Annotated in this window: 17 protein-coding genes and 1 tRNA gene; 7 read left to right on the forward strand and 11 right to left on the reverse strand. The window is 51.6% G+C overall.

Annotation, left to right across the window (positions count from 1 at the left end; genetic code table 11):
• Positions 1–194: 194 nt before the first annotated feature.
• The 4 genes from HMPREF2608_RS01865 to HMPREF2608_RS01880 form a co-directional block, all read right to left on the reverse strand.
• Positions 195–1,619 (reverse strand): alanine/glycine:cation symporter family protein, encoded by a 1,425-nt coding sequence (locus HMPREF2608_RS01865; RefSeq protein ID WP_070825780.1) that lies wholly within the window; start codon positions 1,617–1,619, stop codon positions 195–197.
• Positions 1,620–1,881: 262 nt separating this feature from the next.
• Positions 1,882–3,393 carry a lysine--tRNA ligase gene (gene lysS / locus HMPREF2608_RS01870; RefSeq protein ID WP_070825781.1) on the reverse strand — a complete coding sequence of 504 codons (1,512 nt, stop codon included), beginning with the start codon at positions 3,391–3,393 and terminating at the stop codon, positions 1,882–1,884.
• Positions 3,394–3,572: 179 nt separating this feature from the next.
• Entirely contained in the window at positions 3,573–5,015 is a 1,443-nt protein-coding gene (aldA, locus tag HMPREF2608_RS01875; RefSeq protein WP_070825782.1) for an aldehyde dehydrogenase, read from the reverse strand.
• Positions 5,016–5,316: 301 nt separating this feature from the next.
• Positions 5,317–5,392, reverse strand: a tRNA-Lys gene (locus HMPREF2608_RS01880).
• 182 nt (positions 5,393–5,574) lie between these two features.
• Here HMPREF2608_RS01880 and HMPREF2608_RS01885 point away from each other — a divergent pair.
• Positions 5,575–5,973, forward strand: a complete 399-nt coding sequence (locus HMPREF2608_RS01885) for an Ag473 family lipoprotein (RefSeq protein ID WP_070825783.1) — start codon at positions 5,575–5,577, stop codon at positions 5,971–5,973.
• 63 nt (positions 5,974–6,036) lie between these two features.
• On the opposite strand, the gene HMPREF2608_RS01890 is transcribed toward HMPREF2608_RS01885, so the two are convergent.
• Both HMPREF2608_RS01890 and HMPREF2608_RS01895 read right to left on the reverse strand, forming a co-directional pair.
• The gene (locus tag HMPREF2608_RS01890) at positions 6,037–7,011 is read right to left on the reverse strand and encodes a TerC family protein (protein ID WP_070825785.1); all 975 of its coding nucleotides are present in this window, start codon (positions 7,009–7,011) and stop codon (positions 6,037–6,039) included.
• Between the two features lie 33 nt (positions 7,012–7,044).
• Positions 7,045–7,494, reverse strand: a complete 450-nt coding sequence (locus HMPREF2608_RS01895) for a CopD family copper resistance protein (protein WP_070825786.1) — start codon at positions 7,492–7,494, stop codon at positions 7,045–7,047.
• Between the two features lie 254 nt (positions 7,495–7,748).
• On the opposite strand from HMPREF2608_RS01895, the gene HMPREF2608_RS01900 reads away from it, so the two are divergent.
• On the forward strand, positions 7,749–7,961 hold the full coding sequence (locus HMPREF2608_RS01900; RefSeq protein WP_003684747.1) for a glycine zipper 2TM domain-containing protein: 213 nt from the start codon (positions 7,749–7,751) through the stop codon (positions 7,959–7,961).
• A 64-nt stretch (positions 7,962–8,025) separates the two neighbouring features.
• Here the strand turns inward: HMPREF2608_RS01900 and HMPREF2608_RS01905 are convergent, their stop codons facing one another.
• The 5 genes from HMPREF2608_RS01905 to HMPREF2608_RS01925 all read right to left on the reverse strand — a co-directional run bounded on the left by HMPREF2608_RS01905 (position 8,026) and on the right by HMPREF2608_RS01925 (position 12,161).
• Positions 8,026–8,946: a hydrogen peroxide-inducible genes activator gene (locus HMPREF2608_RS01905; RefSeq protein WP_003749313.1), complete on the reverse strand. Its 921-nt coding sequence runs from the start codon at positions 8,944–8,946 to the stop codon at positions 8,026–8,028.
• 3 nt (positions 8,947–8,949) lie between these two features.
• Positions 8,950–9,213 carry a cell division topological specificity factor MinE gene (gene minE, locus HMPREF2608_RS01910; RefSeq protein WP_003680625.1) on the reverse strand — a complete coding sequence of 88 codons (264 nt, stop codon included), beginning with the start codon at positions 9,211–9,213 and terminating at the stop codon, positions 8,950–8,952.
• Between the two features lie 3 nt (positions 9,214–9,216).
• Positions 9,217–10,032, reverse strand: coding sequence for a septum site-determining protein MinD (gene minD, locus HMPREF2608_RS01915; RefSeq protein WP_004520213.1), 816 nt, complete (start codon positions 10,030–10,032; stop codon positions 9,217–9,219).
• A 26-nt stretch (positions 10,033–10,058) separates the two neighbouring features.
• Positions 10,059–10,778, reverse strand: a complete 720-nt coding sequence (gene minC / locus HMPREF2608_RS01920) for a septum site-determining protein MinC (RefSeq protein ID WP_063076223.1) — start codon at positions 10,776–10,778, stop codon at positions 10,059–10,061.
• Positions 10,779–10,925: 147 nt separating this feature from the next.
• Positions 10,926–12,161: an FAD-binding domain-containing protein gene (locus tag HMPREF2608_RS01925; RefSeq protein ID WP_070825787.1), complete on the reverse strand. Its 1,236-nt coding sequence runs from the start codon at positions 12,159–12,161 to the stop codon at positions 10,926–10,928.
• A gap of 125 nt (positions 12,162–12,286) precedes the next feature.
• On the opposite strand from HMPREF2608_RS01925, the gene HMPREF2608_RS01930 reads away from it, so the two are divergent.
• The 5 genes from HMPREF2608_RS01930 to HMPREF2608_RS01950 all read left to right on the forward strand — a co-directional run bounded on the left by HMPREF2608_RS01930 (position 12,287) and on the right by HMPREF2608_RS01950 (position 20,161).
• Positions 12,287–13,144 (forward strand): ATP-grasp domain-containing protein, encoded by an 858-nt coding sequence (locus tag HMPREF2608_RS01930; RefSeq protein ID WP_070825788.1) that lies wholly within the window; start codon positions 12,287–12,289, stop codon positions 13,142–13,144.
• A gap of 367 nt (positions 13,145–13,511) precedes the next feature.
• Positions 13,512–14,903 (forward strand): alanine/glycine:cation symporter family protein, encoded by a 1,392-nt coding sequence (locus HMPREF2608_RS01935; protein ID WP_070825789.1) that lies wholly within the window; start codon positions 13,512–13,514, stop codon positions 14,901–14,903.
• 83 nt (positions 14,904–14,986) lie between these two features.
• Positions 14,987–16,243 (forward strand): D-amino acid dehydrogenase, encoded by a 1,257-nt coding sequence (locus tag HMPREF2608_RS01940; RefSeq protein ID WP_070825790.1) that lies wholly within the window; start codon positions 14,987–14,989, stop codon positions 16,241–16,243.
• A gap of 180 nt (positions 16,244–16,423) precedes the next feature.
• The gene (zupT, locus tag HMPREF2608_RS01945; protein ID WP_070825791.1) at positions 16,424–17,233 is read left to right on the forward strand and encodes a zinc transporter ZupT; all 810 of its coding nucleotides are present in this window, start codon (positions 16,424–16,426) and stop codon (positions 17,231–17,233) included.
• Between the two features lie 96 nt (positions 17,234–17,329).
• A complete protein-coding gene (locus tag HMPREF2608_RS01950; RefSeq protein ID WP_070825792.1) occupies positions 17,330–20,161 on the forward strand; it encodes a valine--tRNA ligase in 2,832 nt (943 codons plus the stop codon).
• Positions 20,162–20,163 lie beyond the last annotated feature (2 nt).

Raw genomic sequence — 20,163 nt, forward strand, 5'->3', positions numbered from 1 at the left:
TCTTTGTCAAAGTAAGTGGTCATTTGGCTACAAGGTTATTACCTGTTCGTCTGAGATAAATGATTAATTAAGGATTTCTTTGGCAGATATGTTGCCATTAGTCTGCCCCTTAAGGCTTCTGCTTTAAGGGGCATCGTTTTATCTAGATGGCAGGGATTAAAAAGGCCGTCTGAAATTTCAGACGGCCTTTGGTTTTACCAGATATCGGATTTGATTTTGCGTTTCAAGCCCGGGTGTTCAGAGAGTTTGAACTCTGGGTCTTTACCCATTTTCAGCTTGGCTGTGTAGTCTTTCAACAGCAGGAAGGCAAGTGGTGACAGGAGCAGGATGGCGACGAGGTTAATCCATGCCATGATGCCCATGGCCATGTCTGCCATATCCCATACCAAGGGTACGTTGGCAACTGCGCCGAAGTAGACCCATGCCAAAACCAGCATACGGAAAACGGCGGTAACCAGCCAATGGCTCTTGATGAATTGGACGTTGGACTCGGCATAGGCATAGTTACCGATAACGGTTGAAAAGGCAAACATAAACAGGATGACGGCAAGGAAGCCCGCGCCCCATTGACCCACTTGGCTGACAATCGCCGCCTGCGTCAACGCTGCACCGCTCAGGTCGCCGTAAGGCTGCTGATAGGTCAAGACGATAAAGGCGGTGCATGAGCAGACGATGATGGTATCGACGAAAACGCCCAGCATTTGAATCATGCCTTGGGAGACGGGGTGTTTCACTTCGGCTGCAGCTGCAGCATTCGGCGCGGAACCCATACCCGCCTCATTGGAATACAGGCCGCGTTTGATACCCTGCATCATGGTGGTCGAAATCAGACCGCCGAGGAAACCGCCTGCAGCCGAATCGAAGTTGAACGCGTTGGAGAAAATCTGACCGAACACGTCAGGAATCAGGGAAATATTGGTAACAATGATGAAGAGTGCTATGACGAGGTATAAAACCGCCATCAGTGGAACGATGATTTCCGCGGCTTTAGATACGCGGCGGATACCGCCGAAGATAATCGGGGCAGTCAGAATGACCAGGGCGACACCGACATAGTGTTGATCCCAGCCCCATGCTGCTTTGGTGGTATCGGCGATGGTATTGGTCTGTACGGCTTCAAATACAAAGCCGAAACAGAAAATCAGGCTCAGGGCGAACAAAACGCCCAGCCATTTTTGTCCCAGGCCTTGAGTGATGTAGTAGGCAGGGCCGCCGCGGAAGTGGTGGTTGTCGTAGTCCCGGACTTTAAAGAGTTGGGCCAGTGAAGATTCGACAAACGCCGAACTCATGCCGATTAAGGCGGTTACCCACATCCAGAATACCGCGCCCGGCCCGCCGAGTTTGATGGCAATCGCCACGCCGGCGATGTTGCCCACGCCTACGCGGCTGGCCAAGCCGGTAACGAATGCTTGGAACGGTGTGATTCCGTGCGGATCATCACCTTGTTTGCGGCCACTCAGCATTTCTTTGATACTGCGGCCGAAGAGGCGGAATTGTACAAAACCGGTGGTAACGGTGAAAAAGAGGCCTGCGCCTAAAAGCATATATACCAACCCCGACCACATTTGGTCGTTGATGGCGTTTATCCAGCCGTGAAGCTGTTCGAAAAATTGATCCATACAAACCTTTCAGAGTTTCTCCATTTTCAGACGGCCTGTGTGTGGAGGCTGCCTGTAACTGGATGTATTCTAGCAGACTGTCAACAAACTGAAAAACGTTTACATATTCTTTTTTATATTATCTTTTTGATTATCATGTAATTTTATTATTATGGTGTAAAGAATTTATCGATTTAAACTCTTCCGTTTTACATATTTGAACAAAAAGGCCGTCTGAAAACAGAGTCTTGTTTTCAGACGGCCTTGATTTTATTTCAATGCGTTATTCGGGACGCATTTGTGGGAACAGAATCACGTCGCGGATGGTTTGCGAATCGGTCAGCAACATTACCAAGCGGTCGATGCCGATGCCGCAACCGCCGGTCGGTGGCAGGCCGAATTCCATGGCGCGGATGTAGTCGGCATCGTAGTGCATGGCTTCGTCGTCACCGGCATCTTTTTGCGCCACTTGCGCTTTGAAGCGTTCGGCTTGATCTTCCGGATCGTTCAACTCGGAATAGCCGTTTGCCAGTTCGCGGCCGACAACGAAAAGCTCGAAGCGTTCGGTCAAACCCGGTTTGCTGTCGGATGCGCGTGCCAATGGCGACACTTCGACAGGGTAGTCGATGATGAAAGTCGGGTTCCACAGTTTGCCCTCGGCGCAACCTTCAAACAGGGCAAGTTGCAGGCTGCCGATACCCGGAGACGGAGGCAGGCTTTCGCCGTGTTTGACGATTTCTTTTTTCAGCCATTCTTCATCGTTCAACTGTTCATCGGTGTAGTGCGGATTGTATTTCTTGATGGCACCGAGAATGGTCAGGCGTTCAAACGGGCTTTCCAAATCGACTTCTTTTCCGTTGTAGCTGATTTTTGCCGTACCGTTTACCGCGCGGGAAGCGTTGCGGATGATGTCTTCCGCCATTTGCATCATGCGTTCGTAGTCGGAGAAGGCTTCGTAGAATTCGATCATGGTGAATTCAGGGTTGTGGCGTACGGACATGCCTTCGTTGCGGAAGCTGCGGTTGATTTCAAACACGCGTTCCAAGCCGCCGACAACCAAGCGTTTCAGATACAGCTCGGGAGCGATGCGCAGGTAGAGTGGAATGTCCAAGGCATTGTGGTGAGTAACGAACGGTTTTGCCGTCGCACCGCCAGGAATCGGGTGCATCATTGGGGTTTCAACTTCCAAATAATGCTCGTTAACCATGAAATTGCGCACGGATTGGATGATTTGGCTGCGTTTGATGAAGGTATTGCGCGATTCTTCGTTGGCAATCAAATCGACGTAGCGTTGACGGTATTTGGTTTCCTGATCGCTCAAACCTTTGTGTTTGTCGGGTAGCGGGCGCAGGGATTTGGACAGAAGGCGGATGTTGGACACGCGCACGGTCAATTCGCCGTGGTTGGTTTTGAACAAAGTACCTTCCGCGCCGACGATGTCGCCCAAGTCCCAGTGGTTGAAGTCGTCCAAATCTTCTTGGCTCACGCCTTTGTTGTTCAAATAAAGCTGGATTTGACCGGTAACGTCTTGAATGGTGGCGAAGCTGGCTTTGCCCATTTGACGTTTGAGCATCATGCGCCCGGCCACTTTGACGGTAATGCCTTGCGGGTCGAGTTCTTCTTTGCTGACTTTACCGTATTGGGTGTGCAGATCGGCGGCAAAGCTGTCGCGTTTGAAATCGTTAGGGTAGGCATTGCGTTCTTTGCGGATGTTGTGCAGTTTCTCGCGGCGCAGGGCAATGATTTGGTTTTCGTCCAACTGCGGCTCGATTTGCGGATTGTTTTGTTCGCTCATGGTGTTTTCCGGAAAAATGAGTCAGGGCCGGTATTTTCAGACGGCCTGAATAAAGTGAAAAATTGGCTCTATTTTACGCGATGTCGGTGTTTTTTTCTATAAAGGCAGAAAGGCCGTCTGAAACCTGAAAAATCAGTTTCAGACGGCCTTTTGTGTTTCATGAAGGGCCGTATCGGCAGTTAGATATCGGTTTCTAAATAAACGACTTGGGTTTGCAGATATTCTTCCAAACCGTGTTTACCGTCGGCGCCGCCGATACCTGATTTTTTCCAACCGGCATGGAAGCCCTGCATGGCTTCAAAGTTTTCGCGGTTGATGTAGGTTTCGCCGAAACGCAGGCGGCGGGTTACATAAAACGCTTCATTCAGATTGGTGGTATAGACGGAGCTGGTCAGGCCGAATTCGCTGTCGTTTGCCAAGGCTATGACTTGATCGAGCGTGTCGAAAGTGGCAACCGGCAGGACGGGGCCGAAGGTTTCTTCCTTCATGATGTCCATGCTGTTGTCGGTATCGGTCAGCAGGGTAGGTTCGAAGAAGTAGCCTTTGCCGTCGGCACGTTTGCCGCCGCAAACCAAAGTTGCGCCTTGTCGAACTGCGCGTTCGACTTTCTCGGCAACAGATTTTACGGCGCGTTCTTCAATCAACGGCCCCATTTCCAGTGCGCCGGCTTCGGCTTCGGCCGGGTTGCCGTAGCGCACGCCTTTCATGGCGGCAGTCATTTTTTCAATAAATGCGTCTTTCAGGCTGCTGTGGACATACACGCGTTCGGCGCAGTTGCAGATTTGGCCGGTATTGCCCACGCGTGAAGCCAAGATAGATTTGACGGCCAGATCCAAGTCGGCATCTTTCAGGACGATGGCAGGGGCTTTGCCACCCAGTTCCAGTGAGACTTTGGTAATGTTGGCGGCGGCGGCTTCCATCACTTGGCGGCCTGCATCGACAGAACCGGTCAGGCTGACCATATCGACTTGCGGATGTGATGCCAAGGCATTGCCGATTTCTGCACCCGGGCCGTTGACGACGTTGAATACGCCGGCCGGTAAGCCTGAAGCATGAACGATTTCAGCAAAAATGTGGCAGTTAATCGGGGTAACGCTGCTCGGTTTGACGACGATGGTATTGCCTGTTACTAAAGCCGGGCCCATTTTGCGGGCGATCAGGAAGAATGGGAAGTTCCACGGCAAAATGCCGGCGATTACGCCCAAAGGACGTTTGAACAATAAAATATTTTCGCGCGGGCGGTCGCTTTGGATGATTTCACCTTCATAACGGCGCGCCCATTCGGCTTGGTAGTCGAGATAATCGGCAGTGAACATGACTTCTATGCGTGCCAAATCTTTGGTTTTGCCGCCTTCGGCGACAATGGTGTCGGTCAGCTCGTCGGCGCGTTCGCGGATGCCTTGGGCAATTTTGCGCAGGTATGCGCCGCGTTCAACGGCAGGCAAACGCTCCCATGCAGTTTGTGCATCTCTGGCCGCAGCAACGGCACGATCAACATCGGCTTTTCCGCCTTTAGGCTCACGTGCGATGACTTCTTCGGTTGCCGGATTCAATACATCACGCCATGCGCCGTTAAAGTCGGTTTCAAAGCGGCCGTTAATATACATAGACAGTTGTTTCATCAAACCTTCTCCTGTTGTTGTAGTTGGATGTAGTTTTAGTCTATGCCTAAATTGTCTGGCATACAAGAGGATTTAGCGTGGGTTGATGGTAGGTATTTGGAAGTTTTTAGAAAAAGATGTTGGGTGAGGAGTTGGGTTTGATTGATTCAAGAGGTTTGTGATGCTTTGAGTTACATCTATAACAGCATTGTGACAAAGCTCGAATATTCTTGATGTTGATAATAAGGGAGGTATCGAGTGAAGAAAGGCTTGATGGAGAATATAAAAAAACCTGCTTTTTTCAAAGCAGGTTTTCATATTTTGGTGGGTCGTGAGCGATTCGAACGCTCGACCAACGGATTAAAAGTCCGCTGCTCTACCGACTGAGCTAACGACCCGATAAGCTGTGCATTGTAGGGAACTTGTTTCTTTTCGTCAACTGTTTTTTTGAAATTTTTTTCAAAAAACGTAAATCGGCTGTCATTTGGCGTTAATTCTTCCTTTTTTGAGCGTTTATTATGTTATGATTTTTTGGTCTGTCAGTTTTGACAGATATTTTTTAGACCAAAGGATATACAACATGAAAAAATTATTGATTGCTGCAATGATGGTAGCCGGCTTGGCTGCGTGTACACAAGAAGCGAAAAAAGAAACCCAAGAGGCGGCTTCTGCTGTTGCTTCCGATGTAAACGCTGCTGCTGAAAATGCAGCTTCTTCTGTTGATGCTGCTGCTTCTGAAGCCAAAGGTGCGGCTGAGCAAGCTGTTTCTGATGTTAAAGACGCTGCTGCAGATGCTAAAGCGACTGCGGATAAAGCAGTTTCTGACGCTAAAGATGCTGCCGGTAAAGCGGTTGAAGAAGCTAAAGAAGCGGTTTCTGATGCTAAAGATGCTGCCAAAGACGCAGCTAAAGACGCTATGGGTAAAGCAGCCGATGTGACTCAAGAAGCTGCCGACAAATTGAAAGACGCTGCTAAATAAGCTGGTGTTTGATATTTGAAAAGGCCGTCTGAAATGTTCAGACGGCCTTTTTATATCGGCAGATTATTTTTTCTCTTGCTGACGCGTGTACACTAAAGAAGTCAGGATGGATGCGCCCAGTGCGCCAAAGACGACGGACAGGGAAATGGAAATCGGGATATGCACCCAGTGCATAATCAGCATCTTGATACCGATAAAGCTCAATACGAAGGCCAAGCCGTATTTGAGGAAGATAAAGCGTTCGGCAAAGTCTGCCAGTAAGAAGTACATGGCACGCAGGCCCAAGATGGCAAAAATGTTGGAAGTGAGGACGATGAAAGGGTCGGTGGTTACGGCAAAAATAGCGGGGATGCTGTCCACGGCGAAGATGACGTCGCTCAATTCGATCATAATCAATACCAGCAAAAGCGGTGTAGCGATGCGTTTGCCGTTCTCGATGGTAAAGAATTTTTCACCGTCAAACTGTGGGCTGGTCGGGATGACTTTTTTGAGTAGGGTCAGGATTTTGTTTTGGGAAAGGTCTTCTTCAGCTTCGGCTTCGGGCTTCATCATGTGAATGCCGGTATAGAGCAGGAATGCGCCGAAAAGGTAGAGAATCCATTCGAATTGCTGTACCAGTGCCGCGCCGATGAAAATCATGATGGCGCGCAGGACGATGGCGCCGAATACGCCATAGAGCAGGACGCGGTGTTGGAATTTGGGTTCGACTTTGAAATAGCCGAAAATCATCAGGAAAACGAAGATGTTATCGACGGCAAGGGATTTTTCGAGTACATAGCCGGTGAAGAATTCGAGGACTTTTTCTTTGGCGACAACGGCCCCGTAAGTCGGGTTGCCAGCCAGTTCAAAATAGAGCCAGCCTGCAAATGCGCAGGATACGGCCACCCAAATGCCGCTCCAGGCGAGGGCTTCTTTGATGCTGACTTTGTGGGCGCCGTTTTTTTTCAGCGATACCATATCGATGGCGATCATGATTAAGACGGCAATAAAGAAGATGCCGTAAAACATCGGCGAGCCGACGGACGGGTATTGGGTCATAAACAATCCTTGTGTGTGGGGGAGGGGTAAGGTTTACCAAGACAGGTAGAACATCGCCTTGGCAAAAAAGACGATAAACAGCATATGGCTGAATACGACGGCGTGTATGTATTTCGACCAGCCGACGGTGAGGGTGTGTCGTGCCATTTTGACGACGGCGATGGCAAAATGTACCAAAACGCTTATTGCCAACAGGATTTTGATGCTCAGCATGATGCCGAAAGAGCTGTCGAATGGGTGGTGCAGTATCGGCAGGTAGCGGTTGTACACCATCACGACGCCGCTGATGAACAAGGTAATGACGACAGGCGGCATCACGCGGACGGCACGATAGGACATGGCACGTTCGACTTCGCGGCGCGATTCGCGCGAAACGCGACCGGTGTGCAAAACGGAGAGAACCAGCATTTCGAAAAATACGCCGCCGACAAAGGCAATCGCGCAATAAACGTGGATGATGTGTGCCAGTGCGTAGATACTCATGACGGGTGTTTCCGGTAATTCAGACAAGTCGTCATTGTATCACTACCGAATGCGGTTGATGTGTGCGCAATTTTATGCCAAAGATATTAAATTTTATAAATATTCTATTGGAATTGCCGTTTATTTTTGAAGTTAACCGTTCATCAAGAGTGTTATCTTAGTTTAATCTGTCTTTACTTATCAGAAAATATATTAATGAAAGGTTGTGCCATACTGCTCCATATAAAGCTTAACCCCTGATGGAGAATCAAACCATGAAGAAAACTTTTGCAAAAACTGTGACCTTGATCATGCTGGCCGCTTCTTTGGGTGCATGTGCCAATATGACTCAAACCCAACGCAACACTGCTGCTGGTGCGGTATTGGGTGGTGTGGCAGGTAACTTGATTGGTGGCGATACCGGCTCTACCTTGGGTGGCGCGGCTTTGGGTGGCGTTATCGGCAGCCAGGTTCATACCCGCTACTAATCCTTTATTCGGTTAAAAATAAAAAAGGCCGTCTGAATATTCAGACGGCCTTTTGTTTTACGGTTTATTCGTTGACGAATGTTACACCGGTCAGTTGCGATTGCAAAATGGCAGTGCGCAGGGCAGTCAGTGCTTTCGGACGGACAAAGTTGCGGCGATAGGCCAAAACGACACGGCGGTGCGGTGCAGTGCCTTCAAACGGGATAATGCTGAAAAGCATGTGGTCGTTTTCGGTCAATGCGGTAGCCGGCATGACGCTGATGGCCAAACCGCTGGCAACCATGTGGCGGATGGTGTTGATGGAGCTGCCTTGCAGGGTATTGGTCAAACCTTGGATTTTCTGTTTGGAAGCCAATTCGGAACAGCTAGCCAACACTTGGTCGCGCATACAGTTGCCTTCAGACAGCAGCAACACTTGTTCTTCGCTCAAAAGTTGAGGCGTAACGGCATCGAGTTCTTCAAAGTGATGGCCTTTGGGAACAATGACGAAGAAAGGTTCGTCATACAGAGGCTCGGTCACGATGCCCGGCTCTTGGAACGGTTCGGCAACGACGATTGCATCGACATCGCCGCGTTTGAGCGACTCGGTCAGGATGTGGGTATAGTTCTCTTCCAGCATCAGCGGCATTTTCGGTGCGGTTTCACGCAGCGCGGTAATAAGCTTGGGCAGAAGGTAGGGGGCAACGGTGAAAATCAGGCCGAGTTTGAATGCGCCTTCCAATTCGTTTTGCTCTTCATTGGCAAGGTGCTTGATGAGTTCTGCTTCTTCCAGAACCCGGCGGGCTTGGGCGACAATACGCTCGCCTGCTTCGGTCGTGATGATGTCGTTGCTGCTACGGTCGAACAGGGATACCGACAGCTCTTCCTCCAGCTTTTTGATGGCGATGGAGAGGGTGGGCTGGCTGACAAAGCAGCGTCGTGCGGCACGTCCGAAGTGACGTTCTTGTGCGACGGCTACGATGTAACGCAATTCGGTCAAGGTCATGTGTTAAGCCTTTTTTTGTTCCGGCAGGGTGATGTTCAGCTCAAGAACGTCCAAGCCGTCTTGTTTCTCTTGGGAGATGCGGATGTCGTCCAATGATACGTTGACGTATTTGGACAGGACTTCCAACAACTCTTTACGCAGGGTCGGCAGATAGTCCGGAGCTTGGCCTTCTTGTGCGCGTTCTTGCGCGATGATGATTTGCAGGCGGTCGCGCGCGACTGTGGCGGTTTTCGGCTTTCTGCCGAACAGCATATCGAGCAGTGACATGTATTAACCTCCGAACAGTCGTTTTAAGAAGCTTTTCTTCTCAGCTTCGAGGAAACGCATTTCGCGGTTTTCACCCAAGAGGCGGGCGATAACGTCTTTGTAGGCTTCTGCTGCTGCGGCATTGTCTTGGTGGATGACAGGTTCGCCGGCGTTGGAAGCTTGCAGAACGTTTTGTGATTCAGGAATCACACCGATCAACGGAATACGCAAGATGTCGCAGATGTCTTGTACAGACAGCATTTCGCCTTTGGCTACGCGCTCAGGGGAGTAGCGGGTAATCAGCAGGTGCTCTTTAACAGTGCCGCCTTGTTCGGCTTTACGGGATTTGCTTTGCAAAATGCCCAAGATGCGGTCGGAGTCGCGGACGCTGGATACTTCCGGATTGGTGGTAATGATGGCTTCGTCGGCAAAGTAGAGTGCCATCAGCGCACCTTGTTCGATACCTGCAGGGGAGTCGCAGATGATGAATTCGAAGCCCATTTTTTCGCTGGCCAGCTCTTTCATCACGTTGTCTACGCCTTCGCGGGTCAGCGCGTCTTTATCGCGGGTTTGCGATGCAGGCAGGATGTAGAGGTTTTCGCAGTTTTTGTCTTTAATCAGGGCTTGGTTGAGTGTGGCTTCGCCTTGGATGACGTTGATGAGGTCATATACGACGCGGCGTTCGCAACCCATAATCAGGTCAAGGTTGCGCAAACCGACGTCGAAGTCGATCACGGCAGTTTTGTGGCCGCGCAGGGCCAGGCCGGTTGCGATGCTGGCGCTGGTAGTGGTCTTGCCTACGCCGCCTTTACCTGAAGTTACTACGATGATTTTGGACACGATATTTCCTTTTTAAGTACTGATGTTTATTCGGCGTCGATTGCGCTGATAACCAGTCGGTTGTCTTGCAATGATACTTGTACGGGTTTTTTGTGCAGATGCTCGGGCAGGTCTTGCTCGAAGTTGCGGTAGATACCGGCAACGGAGACTAATTCGGCCTGCATGGAATGAATAAAGATGCGCGCGTTGGTATTGCCTTTTGCACCGGCCAACGCTCTGCCGCGCATGGGGGCGTAAATATGGATGTTGCCGTCGGCGATAAGTTCCGCACCTTGGCTGACGATGCCGGTAACGATGAGGTCGCCGTTTTCAGCATAAACCTGCTGGCCGGTACGCACGGGCGTGCTGACCAATACGGTCGGATTGTTGATAACGGTGGCTTGTACGTCTTGCGGCTGCGGTGCTTGGCGAGGAGCAGGTGCTGCCTGTGTGTCGGCTGCCTGGGTGGAGTTACCTTGTTTGAAGACCAAGTGGTAACGCGCTGCCGCTGCCGCCCATGTGTCGCTGGTGTGGTGTAGCCCTAAAATTTGCATGCCGTAACGGGCAAACAGGGAAATCATGCCGCCCAAATCGATGGATTCGGGATGGTCGAAATCTTGTACGTCTAAAATGAAGGGAACGAATTCGTCTTGGGATTGGCCTGCCAGTTGGCGCAGGAATTCTTCCAATTCGGTTAGATCTGCGGTGTGCAGATGGATGGATAAGACGTCCAAACGTGACGTTTTTATGTCGAATGCGGGTTTCATTGTAATGAAATAATAAAATTTTTTAATGACGTAAGTTTACCGTGTAAATCTTGGCTATTCAATCTGTTTGGCCGTCTGAAACCAAAATATTTTGTTTGAACGTTTTTCAGCTGTATTTAGTGTGGTTTTTTGGTGTGAACGCAGGTTTCAGACGGCCTTGGGGAAGGGGTAGCCGTGTGTGTCGATGTCGTCGGCGGCTGCCCACGGCGTGTGAATGAGGGTAGACGGCAGGTGCGCCAATTCGGGGAGGTAACTGCGGATGTAACTGCCGTCGGGGTCGATTTGGTGCGAACGGTGGGCATAGCGGACGGTGGCCGTGTCTTGTGCGGCGAGGTGCCAGTTGGCTTGGTTGAGCGCAGGGTCAGTGCCGGTTTGGACGGAGGCTGTCCACGCGATGCCTTGGTTGGGGTCAAGGTTGAGGGCGTGGCAGAAATAGTGGGCGCACAGCTGCTGGAGAACAGGATGTAGGTAGCCGGTGGCTTCGAGGCCGCGGATGGAGGCGTCGATGATGGGTACGCCGGTTTGGCCGTGTCGCCAGTATTCGCGTACCGGAGCAGCATCGGTTGTTTCGGGCAGGCGGCGGTGGTAGGCGAGCTGGTAGCAGTAGTCGCGGAAAATAAGCTTGTCCAGCCACTCGAAATGTCGGTTTGCCAAGCTTTCGGCGGCCAGCAGGCGCGGGGAAATGCAGCCTGCGGACAGGTAGGCATTGAGGAGGCTGGTGTTTTTTCGTGCCGGAAAGTTTTGGGTAATCGGATAGTGAACCAAATTCTGTTTGAACGCGTGCCATTGCGTTAAGGCTGCGGTTTCGCCGCCCTGTTGATAGGCAGGCAATACCGTGCCGGTATGGGCTGGAAACAGTGGAACGTTTTGTCCGGTTTGAACAGGCAATTCGGTTTCAGACGGCCTTTGTCCTGAATAAGCCTGCAACCATGCTTGTTTATAGGCGGCAAAATCGGTATAGGGCAGGCCGTTGGCATCCATGAGGGGGGATTTGGCCAAAATGCCGCGGTCGTTGGCGTGTTGCAGGGCAATGCCTGCTCGGTCGAGATTGTGCCAGAGGTGGTTGTCTTGGCGGATTTCGGCTTCGGTGTAGGCTTCGTCTGTGATGACGGTATGGGCATTGAGCGCAGCAGCCAAGGGGAGGAGGTCTTCGTCGGAAGCGACGACATATAAAGGAATATGGTGCGCCGCCAGACGGGTATGCAGCTCTTGTGCGGCTTGATAATGGAACAGGTTTTGACGCGGATTGTGGTTTTCAGACGGCCTTTGGCTGACCCAGACGCAGGCGATGGGCAAACCGCTTGCAACGGCGGCATTAAGCGCGGCATTGTCGTGCAGGCGGAGGTTGCGGCGGAACCAGACAAGGACGTGGGCAGATTTCATGAGCATGTTCCGACGGAAAAGGGGAAACCATTTTATCAGAATCAGCCTCATGTATCAGGCCGTCTGAAAAATCTTTTGGTTTGATTTTGCTATATAATTTTGGTTTTAGCAATGAGGCGGCAACCATGACCGAGCAAACCGTTTTGGCACTCATTACCTGCCAAACCTATCCCGAACCATCGGACAACCTGAAAACATTGGCGGCATGCTTGGAAACCATGGGCGTGAAAACCGTATTTGATGCGTGGCAAAACCATCCGTCCGTACCGTTTTTGCTGCCTTTGTGCGCATGGGATTATGCCGCCGAACCTGAAGCCTTCCGCCAATGGCTGGAGCAAGCCGAGCGGGCAGGGCAGCGTTTTATCAATCCGCCCGAGCTGATGGCTTGGAATATGGAAAAGACTTATTTGTGCGATTTGGCAGAACGCGGCGCGCGAGTGATTCCCAGCGTGTTCGTTCCGCCGCAAAAAGCCGAATTGGCCGATATCCTGAACCAACAGGGCTGGACGGAAGCGGTCATCAAGCCGGCATTCGGGCAGAGCGGCAAAGGTGTAGTCAAAGTTTGTGCGGAGGTATTGGACGTGAACATGGCGGATTATCCGCAAGGCATGATTGTTCAACCTTATATCCGCAAAATCGAAACGGCAGGCGAAACATCGCTGGTGTTTTTCAACGGCATATTCAGCCATGCCGTGCGCCGTCAGCCGCCGCAAGGCGAATGGCGCGCCAACTCTGCCTATGGCGTGTCGGTGTTCGGTATTGAGCCGCCCGAGTTTGCCATCAGTGCCGCGCAAGACGTACTGGCCGCTTTGTCGCAAATGCCGGTTTATGCCCGAGTGGACGGAACATTGGTCGGCGACACCTTCCTGCTCAATGAGTTGGAACTCATCGAGCCAGCCCTGTATTTGCACACCAGCGAAGGCGCGACAGAACGCTTTGCCCGACTGTTGGCGCAGTTACTTGGGCAACATTCATCAACCTGAATCAATATAGTTAACAAGCATCAGGCCGTCTGAAAACCATCTTTCAGACGGCCTGAGGCTTTTTTAAAACAAGATTTGCGTGTTTGTATTTTTCAATAATGTGCCATTTGTCGATTGTGTCATTTTAATTGTTGCAGTCTTAATTGATGGTTGATTAACTTTCATTTGGCATTTTATCTCGACCGCAGCCTTTATTTTTAGCGGATTGTAAACAATCTGACCGGTCTAAATAGATATCTTTTTAGGGTAAAACCTCAAAAATCTTTTTAAAAAGAAAGATATTGTCTTATTGAATATTCTGTGCTGAAATTACATGACACTACAAAAAGTAGTGCATAAAAAAATAAAACAGACAAAGGAGAAAGCCATGCAATTGTTTTTAGACAATCTCAAAGCCTTTTTCGAAACCATCAGCGGCTGGGTCTGGGGACCTATTATGTTGATGCTGCTGGTCGGTACGGGCATTTTGCTGACCGTTTTGCTGAAAGGTTTGCAGTTCACCATGTTGGGTTATGCGCTGAAACAGGCGTTTGTGCCGTCAAAGAAGCATGAAGACGGCGAAGACCACGAAGGCGATATTTCCCATTTCGCGGCGTTGATGACCGCGTTGTCCGCCACCATCGGTACGGGTAACATCGCCGGTGTGGCGACTGCGGTGGTAACCGGCGGCCCGGGCGCAGTATTTTGGATGTGGATGACCGCCATTTTCGGTATGGCCACCAAATACGGCGAGGGCGTGTTGGCGGTGAAATACCGCGTCACCAATTCCAAAGGCGAAATGTCCGGCGGCCCGATGTATTACATCGAAAAAGGCTTGGGCAAAAACTGGAAATGGATGGCCGTCGCATTTGCCCTGTTCGGCACATTCGCTTCCTTCGGTATCGGCAGCTCGGTGCAGTCCAACTCGGTCGCGCAGGCAGTGCAAACCAGCTTCGGTGTCGAACCTGCCTACACCGGCGTGGCCTTGACCGTATTAACGGCCATCGTGCTTTTGGGCGGCATCAAGGGCATTGCCAAAGCCGCCTCCTTTATCGTACCTGCCATGGCAGTGTTTTATGTAGTGGGCGGTATTTCCATTATTGTCGTGAATTCTGACGCACTGATGCCTGCCGTCAAACTGATTTTCTCCGATGCGTTCAGCGCGCAAGCTGTGGCCGGCGGTGCCATCGGTACGGTCATCCGCTACGGCGTGGCGCGTGGTGTGTTCTCCAATGAGGCAGGTATGGGTTCTGCACCGATTGCCGCCGCAGCCGCCAAAACCGACCACCCCGTCCGTCAGGCTTTGGTTTCCATGACCGGTACGTTTTTGGACACCATCGTTGTCTGCTCGATTACCGGTATCGTGTTGGTCATGGGTCTGCTCGGCGCAGGCGGCGAGTTTGTGAAACCTGAATTGAGCGGTGCGGCGCTGACAACCGTCACTTTCCAAAAAATGCTGCCCGGCATCGGCGGTTGGATTGTTACCATCGGCCTGATTTTCTTTGCCTATTCAACTATTCTCGGCTGGTGTTATTACGGCGAGAAATGCGCGGTTTACGTCTTCGGCGAACGCTTTGCCGGACTATACCGCGTGGGCTACGTTTCTTCAGTCATGCTGGGAACTGTGTTGAGCCTTGATTTGGTGTGGCTGGCTTCGGACACATTCAACGGCTTGATGGCATTGCCTAACCTGATTGCGCTTTTGTTGATGGCGAAAGTCATCGTCAATGAAACGCGTGACTTCAAACAAAAAATCAAAAACGGCGAATTGCCGCATTAATGTCCAAGGCCGTCTGAACCTGAACATTCAGACGGCCCGATGGATATTAAGTTTGTTTTGAAAAAAGTCAGAGGAGGAGAAAAATGAAAGTGCTTGTTTTAGGTGCTGGTGTTGCCGGCGTATCTTCCGCGTGGTATCTGGCAGAGGCAGGGCATGAAGTAACGGTCATCGACCGCGCCGAGGGCGTGGCGATGGAAACCAGTTTTGCCAATGCAGGCCAGCTTTCTTACGGCTATACCACGCCTTGGGCTGCACCCGGTATCCCGACCAAAGCACTGAAATGGCTGTTTAAAAGCCATCCGCCTTTGCTGTTTCGCCCTGACGGCAGCCTGTATCAAATTGAATGGCTGTGGCAGATGCTGCAAAACTGCACGGCAGCGCGCTATCAAATCAACAAAGAGCGCATGGTCAGGATTTCCGAATACAGCCGTGAAATGTTCCGCCGTTTTGAAGCGCAAACCGGCATGAATTTTGAAGGGCACAAAAAAGGGACGTTGCAGATTTTCCGCCAAGCCAAAGAAGTCGAAGCGGCAGAACAAGACATTGCCGTTTTGGAACGCTACGGCGTGCCGTACCGCCGTCTGAAACCCGAAGAATGTGCAGAGTTTGAGCCTGCGCTGGCACGCGTTACCGCCAAAATTGCCGGCGGCCTGCACCTGCCTGCAGACGCGACCGGCGACTGCCATCTCTTCACTGAAAACCTATACAAATTGTGTCTGAAGAAGGGCGTACAGTTCCACTTCAACCAAACCATCCGCCGCATCGAACACAACGGACAGCGCATCAGCGCAGTCGAAACCGAAAAAGAACGGTTTGAAGCAGATGCCTTCGTCTGCGCGCTCGGCTGCTTCAGCAGAACGGTTTTGGCGCAGTTGGATCTCAATCTGCCGATTTATCCCGTCAAAGGCTATTCCTTGACCCTGCCGGTCACAAACTCAGACGGCGCACCGGTTTCCACCGTTTTAGATGAAAGCTACAAAGTCGCCATCACGCGCTTTGACAACAGAATCCGCGTCGGCGGCATGGCGGAATTGTCGGGCTACGAAATCAAACTGCCCGAAAAACGCCGCGAAACCTTGGCTTTGGTCGTCAACGATTTGTTCCCAGAAGGCGGCGATTTGAACCAAGCATTGTTCTGGAGCGGTCTCAGACCGATGACGCCCGACAGCACGCCGTTAATCGGGCGTACCCGCTTTGAAAACTTATTCCTAAATACCGGCCACGGTACTTTGGGCTGGACCATGTCGCTGGGTTCGGCAAAATTAACTGCCGATATCGTGAGCGGCAAAGACACCGAAATCCGAAGCGACGATTTGAGCCTGTCGCGCTATCAGGCTTAAGCTGGAAAGCGATAAGGTTTAGCGACATTTCAAATTTAAAGGCCGTCTGAAAACCATTTTTCAGACGGCCTTTTGTTTCAAAATCCGTGTATCCAATCAATAAAATAAATAATAACTATTATCATACGCATTAAAAAGTGTTAGTCTGAACCTGTCCCAGCTTTTAGCGCAGGTTTTCTCATGCCCGATTTTTCGATGTCCAATTTGGCCGTTGCCTTTTCCATCACGTTGGCTGCCGGTTTGTTTACCGTATTAGGCAGCGGTTTGGTGATGTTTTCCAAAACGCCTAATCCGCGCGTGTTGTCGTTTGGTTTGGCATTTGCCGGCGGTGCGATGGTGTATGTTTCCCTGACGGAAATTTTCAGTAAATCCAGTGAGGCGTTCGCTGAAATTTATGATAAAGACCACGCGTTTGCGGCGGCGACCATGGCATTTTTGGCCGGGATGGGCGGCATCGCGCTGATCGACCGCCTGGTGCCGAACCCGCATGAAACCTTAGATGCGCAAGACCCGTCTTTTCAAGAAAGCAAACGCCGCCATATTGCGCGAGTCGGCATGATGGCGGCGTTTGCGATTACGGCGCACAATTTCCCCGAAGGCTTGGCGACGTTTTTTGCCACCTTGGAAAATCCGGCGGTCGGGATGCCTTTGGCCTTGGCGATTGCCATCCATAATATTCCGGAGGGTATTTCAATCGCCGCGCCGGTTTATTTTGCCACCCGAAGCCGTAAGAAAACGGTATGGGCGTGTCTGCTATCCGGCTTGGCCGAGCCTTTGGGGGCGGCTTTGGGCTATTTGGTTTTGCAGCCGTTTTTATCGCCTGCCGTGTTCGGTTGGGTGTTCGGCGTGATAGCTGGTGTGATGGTGTTTTTGGCGTTAGACGAGCTGCTGCCGGCCGCCAAACGCTATTCAGACGGCCATGAAACCGTTTACGGCCTGACAACGGGCATGGCGGTGATTGCCGTCAGCCTGGTATTGTTCCATTTTTAAAACCCGTATGCCAAAGGCCGTCTGAAATGATTCAGACGGCCTTTTTGCGTTATAATCCGCACATCAAAAATAACCTTAATTTCACAAAGTTCCATCATGTTAGACAAATACAATCCAGCCGAAATCGAATCCAAACATTATCAAAACTGGGAAAAGCAGGGCTATTTCCAACCTGATATGGATTTGACGAAACCGTCTTTCTCCATCCAACTGCCGCCGCCCAACGTAACCGGTACGCTGCACATGGGCCATGCCTTCAACCAAACCATCATGGACGGCCTGACCCGCTACTACCGCATGAAAGGCTGCAACACCGCCTGGATTCCGGGCACCGACCACGCGGGCATTGCCACGCAAATCGTGGTCGAGCGTCAACTTGCCGCGCAAAACGTGTCCCGTCATGACTTGGGCCGCGAGAAATTCTTGGAAAAAGTGTGGGAATGGAAAGAAGTTTCCGGCGGTACGATTACCCAACAAATGCGCCGCGTGGGCTGCTCTGCCGACTGGACGCGTGAGTATTTCACGATGGACGACGTGCGCGCCGAAACCGTAACCGAAGTGTTTGTGCGTCTGTATGAACAAGGCTTGATTTACCGCGGCAAACGCTTGGTGAACTGGGATCCGGTTTTGGGTACGGCAGTATCTGATTTGGAAGTGGAAAGCGTGGAAGAACAAGGCTCTATGTGGCACATCCGCTATCCGCTGGCGGACAATCCTGCCGAAGCAGTTATCGTGGCGACCACCCGTCCCGAAACGTTGCTGGGCGACGTGGCCGTTGCCGTCAATCCTGAAGACGAACGTTATACCCATTTGATCGGCAAAGAATTAATCCTGCCGCTGACCGGCCGTACCATTCCCGTGATTGCCGACGAATACGTTGAAAAAGACTTCGGTACCGGTTGCGTGAAAATTACGCCTGCGCACGACTTCAACGACTACGAAGTCGGCAAACGCCACGACACGCGCCTGATTAATGTGTTCGACTTGGAAGCCAAAGTGCTGGCAAACGCTGAAGTGTTCAACTTCAAAGGCGAAGCGCAACCAGGCTTTGCCCTGCCTGAAAAATATGCGAGCTTGGACCGCTTTGCCGCGCGCAAACAAATGGTTGTCGATTTGCAGGAACAAGGCTTCTTGGTCGAAATTAAACCGCACACGCTGATGACACCGAAAGGCGACCGCACAGGTTCCGTGATTGAGCCGATGCTGACCAGCCAATGGTTTGTCGCCATGTCCGCCACGCCAAACGGCGGCGAGCCTGACAGCGAATTCAAAGGATTGAGCCTCGCCGACAAAGCCAAAAAAGCCGTCGACAGCGGCGCGGTGCGCTTTATCCCTGAAAACTGGGTCAACACCTACAACCAATGGATGAACAACATCCAAGACTGGTGTATCTCACGCCAACTGTGGTGGGGTCATCAAATCCCTGCATGGTACGACAACGAAGGCAATGTTTACGTTGCCCGCAATCAGGCGGAAGCCGAAAAACAAGCCGGCAAAACCGGTTTGACCCGCGAAGAAGACGTATTGGACACATGGTTCTCCTCCGCGCTCGTGCCGTTCTCCACGCTCGGCTGGCCGTCTGAAACCGACGAACTCAAAGCCTTCCTGCCGTCCAACGTCTTGGTCACCGGCTACGAAATCATCTTCTTCTGGGTGGCGCGCATGATTATGATGACCACCCACTTTACCGGCAAAGTACCGTTTAAAGACGTGTACATCCACGGCATCGTGCGCGACCACGAAGGTAAAAAAATGTCCAAATCCGAAGGCAACGTCATCGATCCTGTGGATTTGATCGACGGCATCGACTTGGAAAAACTGCTGGTGAAACGTACCACCGGCCTGCGCAAACCCGAAACCGCGCCGAAAGTGGAAGAAGCCACGAAAAAACTCTTCCCTGAAGGCATCCCCAGCATGGGCGCGGACGCGTTGCGCTTCACCATGGCGAGCTACGCCAGCCTCGGACGCAGCGTCAATTTCGACTTCAAACGCGCCGAAGGCTACCGCAATTTCTGCAATAAATTGTGGAACGCCACCAATTTCGTGTTGATGAACACCGAAGACAAAGACTGCGGTCAAGACGAAATGCAGCCGTTGGCGTTTACCTTCGCCGACCAATGGATTATCGGCAAACTGCAACAAGCCGAAGCCGCCGTTGCCGAAGCCTTTGAAACCTACCGCTTCGACCTTGCCGCGCAAACGCTGTACGAATTTGTGTGGAACGAATATTGCGACTGGTACATCGAGCTGGCAAAAGTACAAATCCAAACCGGCTGCCCGACAACCCAGCGCACCACACGCCGCACCCTCGTGCGCGTACTCGAAACCATCCTGCGCCTGCTGCATCCAATCATGCCTTTTATTACCGAAGAGCTGTGGCAGGTTGTTGCGCCTCTGGCGAATGCCAAAACCGCCGACAGCATCATGTTGGCCGCCTATCCGCAAGCCGATAAAGAACAAATCGTTCAGACGGCCTTCGACAAAATGGCCGCATTGAAAGACTTGGTGGAAGAAGTGCGCAAACTGCGCGGCGAAATGGGTATCGCGCCAAACGTCAAAGCACCGCTCTTCGTCGAAGGCAGCGCAGAACTCGAAGGCCTGCTCAAATACCTGCCGTCACTGACCCGACTGACCGAAGCCAAGCTGGTGGACAGCCTGCCCGAAGCAGAAGACGCACCTGTCGCCGTCTGCAACGGCGCGCGCCTGATGTTGAAAGTCGAAATCGACAAAGCCGCCGAAACCGCCCGTTTGAGCAAAGAAGCCGAGAAGCTGCAAAAAGCCTTGGACAAACTCAATGCCAAACTCTCCAAACCCGGCTACACCGAAAAAGCCCCGGCGCATTTGGTGGAAAAAGACAAAGCCGATTTGGCGGAATTGGAAGACAAAATGGCGAAAGTTCAAAATCAGTTGGCGAAGTTGAAAGACTGATT

Source organism: Neisseria sp. HMSC064D07, from assembly GCF_001837185.1.
Classification (GTDB): Bacteria; Pseudomonadota; Gammaproteobacteria; order Burkholderiales; family Neisseriaceae; genus Neisseria; species Neisseria flavescens_C.

Coding starts and splice junctions, on each gene's coding strand:
- HMPREF2608_RS01865 (WP_070825780.1), bottom strand. CDS start 1,619: ATGGATCAATTTTTCGAACAGCTTCACGGCTGGATAAACGCCATCAAC.
- lysS (WP_070825781.1), bottom strand. CDS start 3,393: ATGAGCGAACAAAACAATCCGCAAATCGAGCCGCAGTTGGACGAAAAC.
- aldA (WP_070825782.1), bottom strand. CDS start 5,015: ATGAAACAACTGTCTATGTATATTAACGGCCGCTTTGAAACCGACTTT.
- HMPREF2608_RS01885 (WP_070825783.1), top strand. CDS start 5,575: ATGAAAAAATTATTGATTGCTGCAATGATGGTAGCCGGCTTGGCTGCG.
- HMPREF2608_RS01890 (WP_070825785.1), bottom strand. CDS start 7,011: ATGACCCAATACCCGTCCGTCGGCTCGCCGATGTTTTACGGCATCTTC.
- HMPREF2608_RS01895 (WP_070825786.1), bottom strand. CDS start 7,494: ATGAGTATCTACGCACTGGCACACATCATCCACGTTTATTGCGCGATT.
- HMPREF2608_RS01900 (WP_003684747.1), top strand. CDS start 7,749: ATGAAGAAAACTTTTGCAAAAACTGTGACCTTGATCATGCTGGCCGCT.
- HMPREF2608_RS01905 (WP_003749313.1), bottom strand. CDS start 8,946: ATGACCTTGACCGAATTGCGTTACATCGTAGCCGTCGCACAAGAACGT.
- minE (WP_003680625.1), bottom strand. CDS start 9,213: ATGTCACTGCTCGATATGCTGTTCGGCAGAAAGCCGAAAACCGCCACA.
- minC (WP_063076223.1), bottom strand. CDS start 10,778: ATGAAACCCGCATTCGACATAAAAACGTCACGTTTGGACGTCTTATCC.
- HMPREF2608_RS01925 (WP_070825787.1), bottom strand. CDS start 12,161: ATGAAATCTGCCCACGTCCTTGTCTGGTTCCGCCGCAACCTCCGCCTG.
- HMPREF2608_RS01930 (WP_070825788.1), top strand. CDS start 12,287: ATGACCGAGCAAACCGTTTTGGCACTCATTACCTGCCAAACCTATCCC.
- HMPREF2608_RS01935 (WP_070825789.1), top strand. CDS start 13,512: ATGCAATTGTTTTTAGACAATCTCAAAGCCTTTTTCGAAACCATCAGC.
- HMPREF2608_RS01940 (WP_070825790.1), top strand. CDS start 14,987: ATGAAAGTGCTTGTTTTAGGTGCTGGTGTTGCCGGCGTATCTTCCGCG.
- zupT (WP_070825791.1), top strand. CDS start 16,424: ATGCCCGATTTTTCGATGTCCAATTTGGCCGTTGCCTTTTCCATCACG.
- HMPREF2608_RS01950 (WP_070825792.1), top strand. CDS start 17,330: ATGTTAGACAAATACAATCCAGCCGAAATCGAATCCAAACATTATCAA.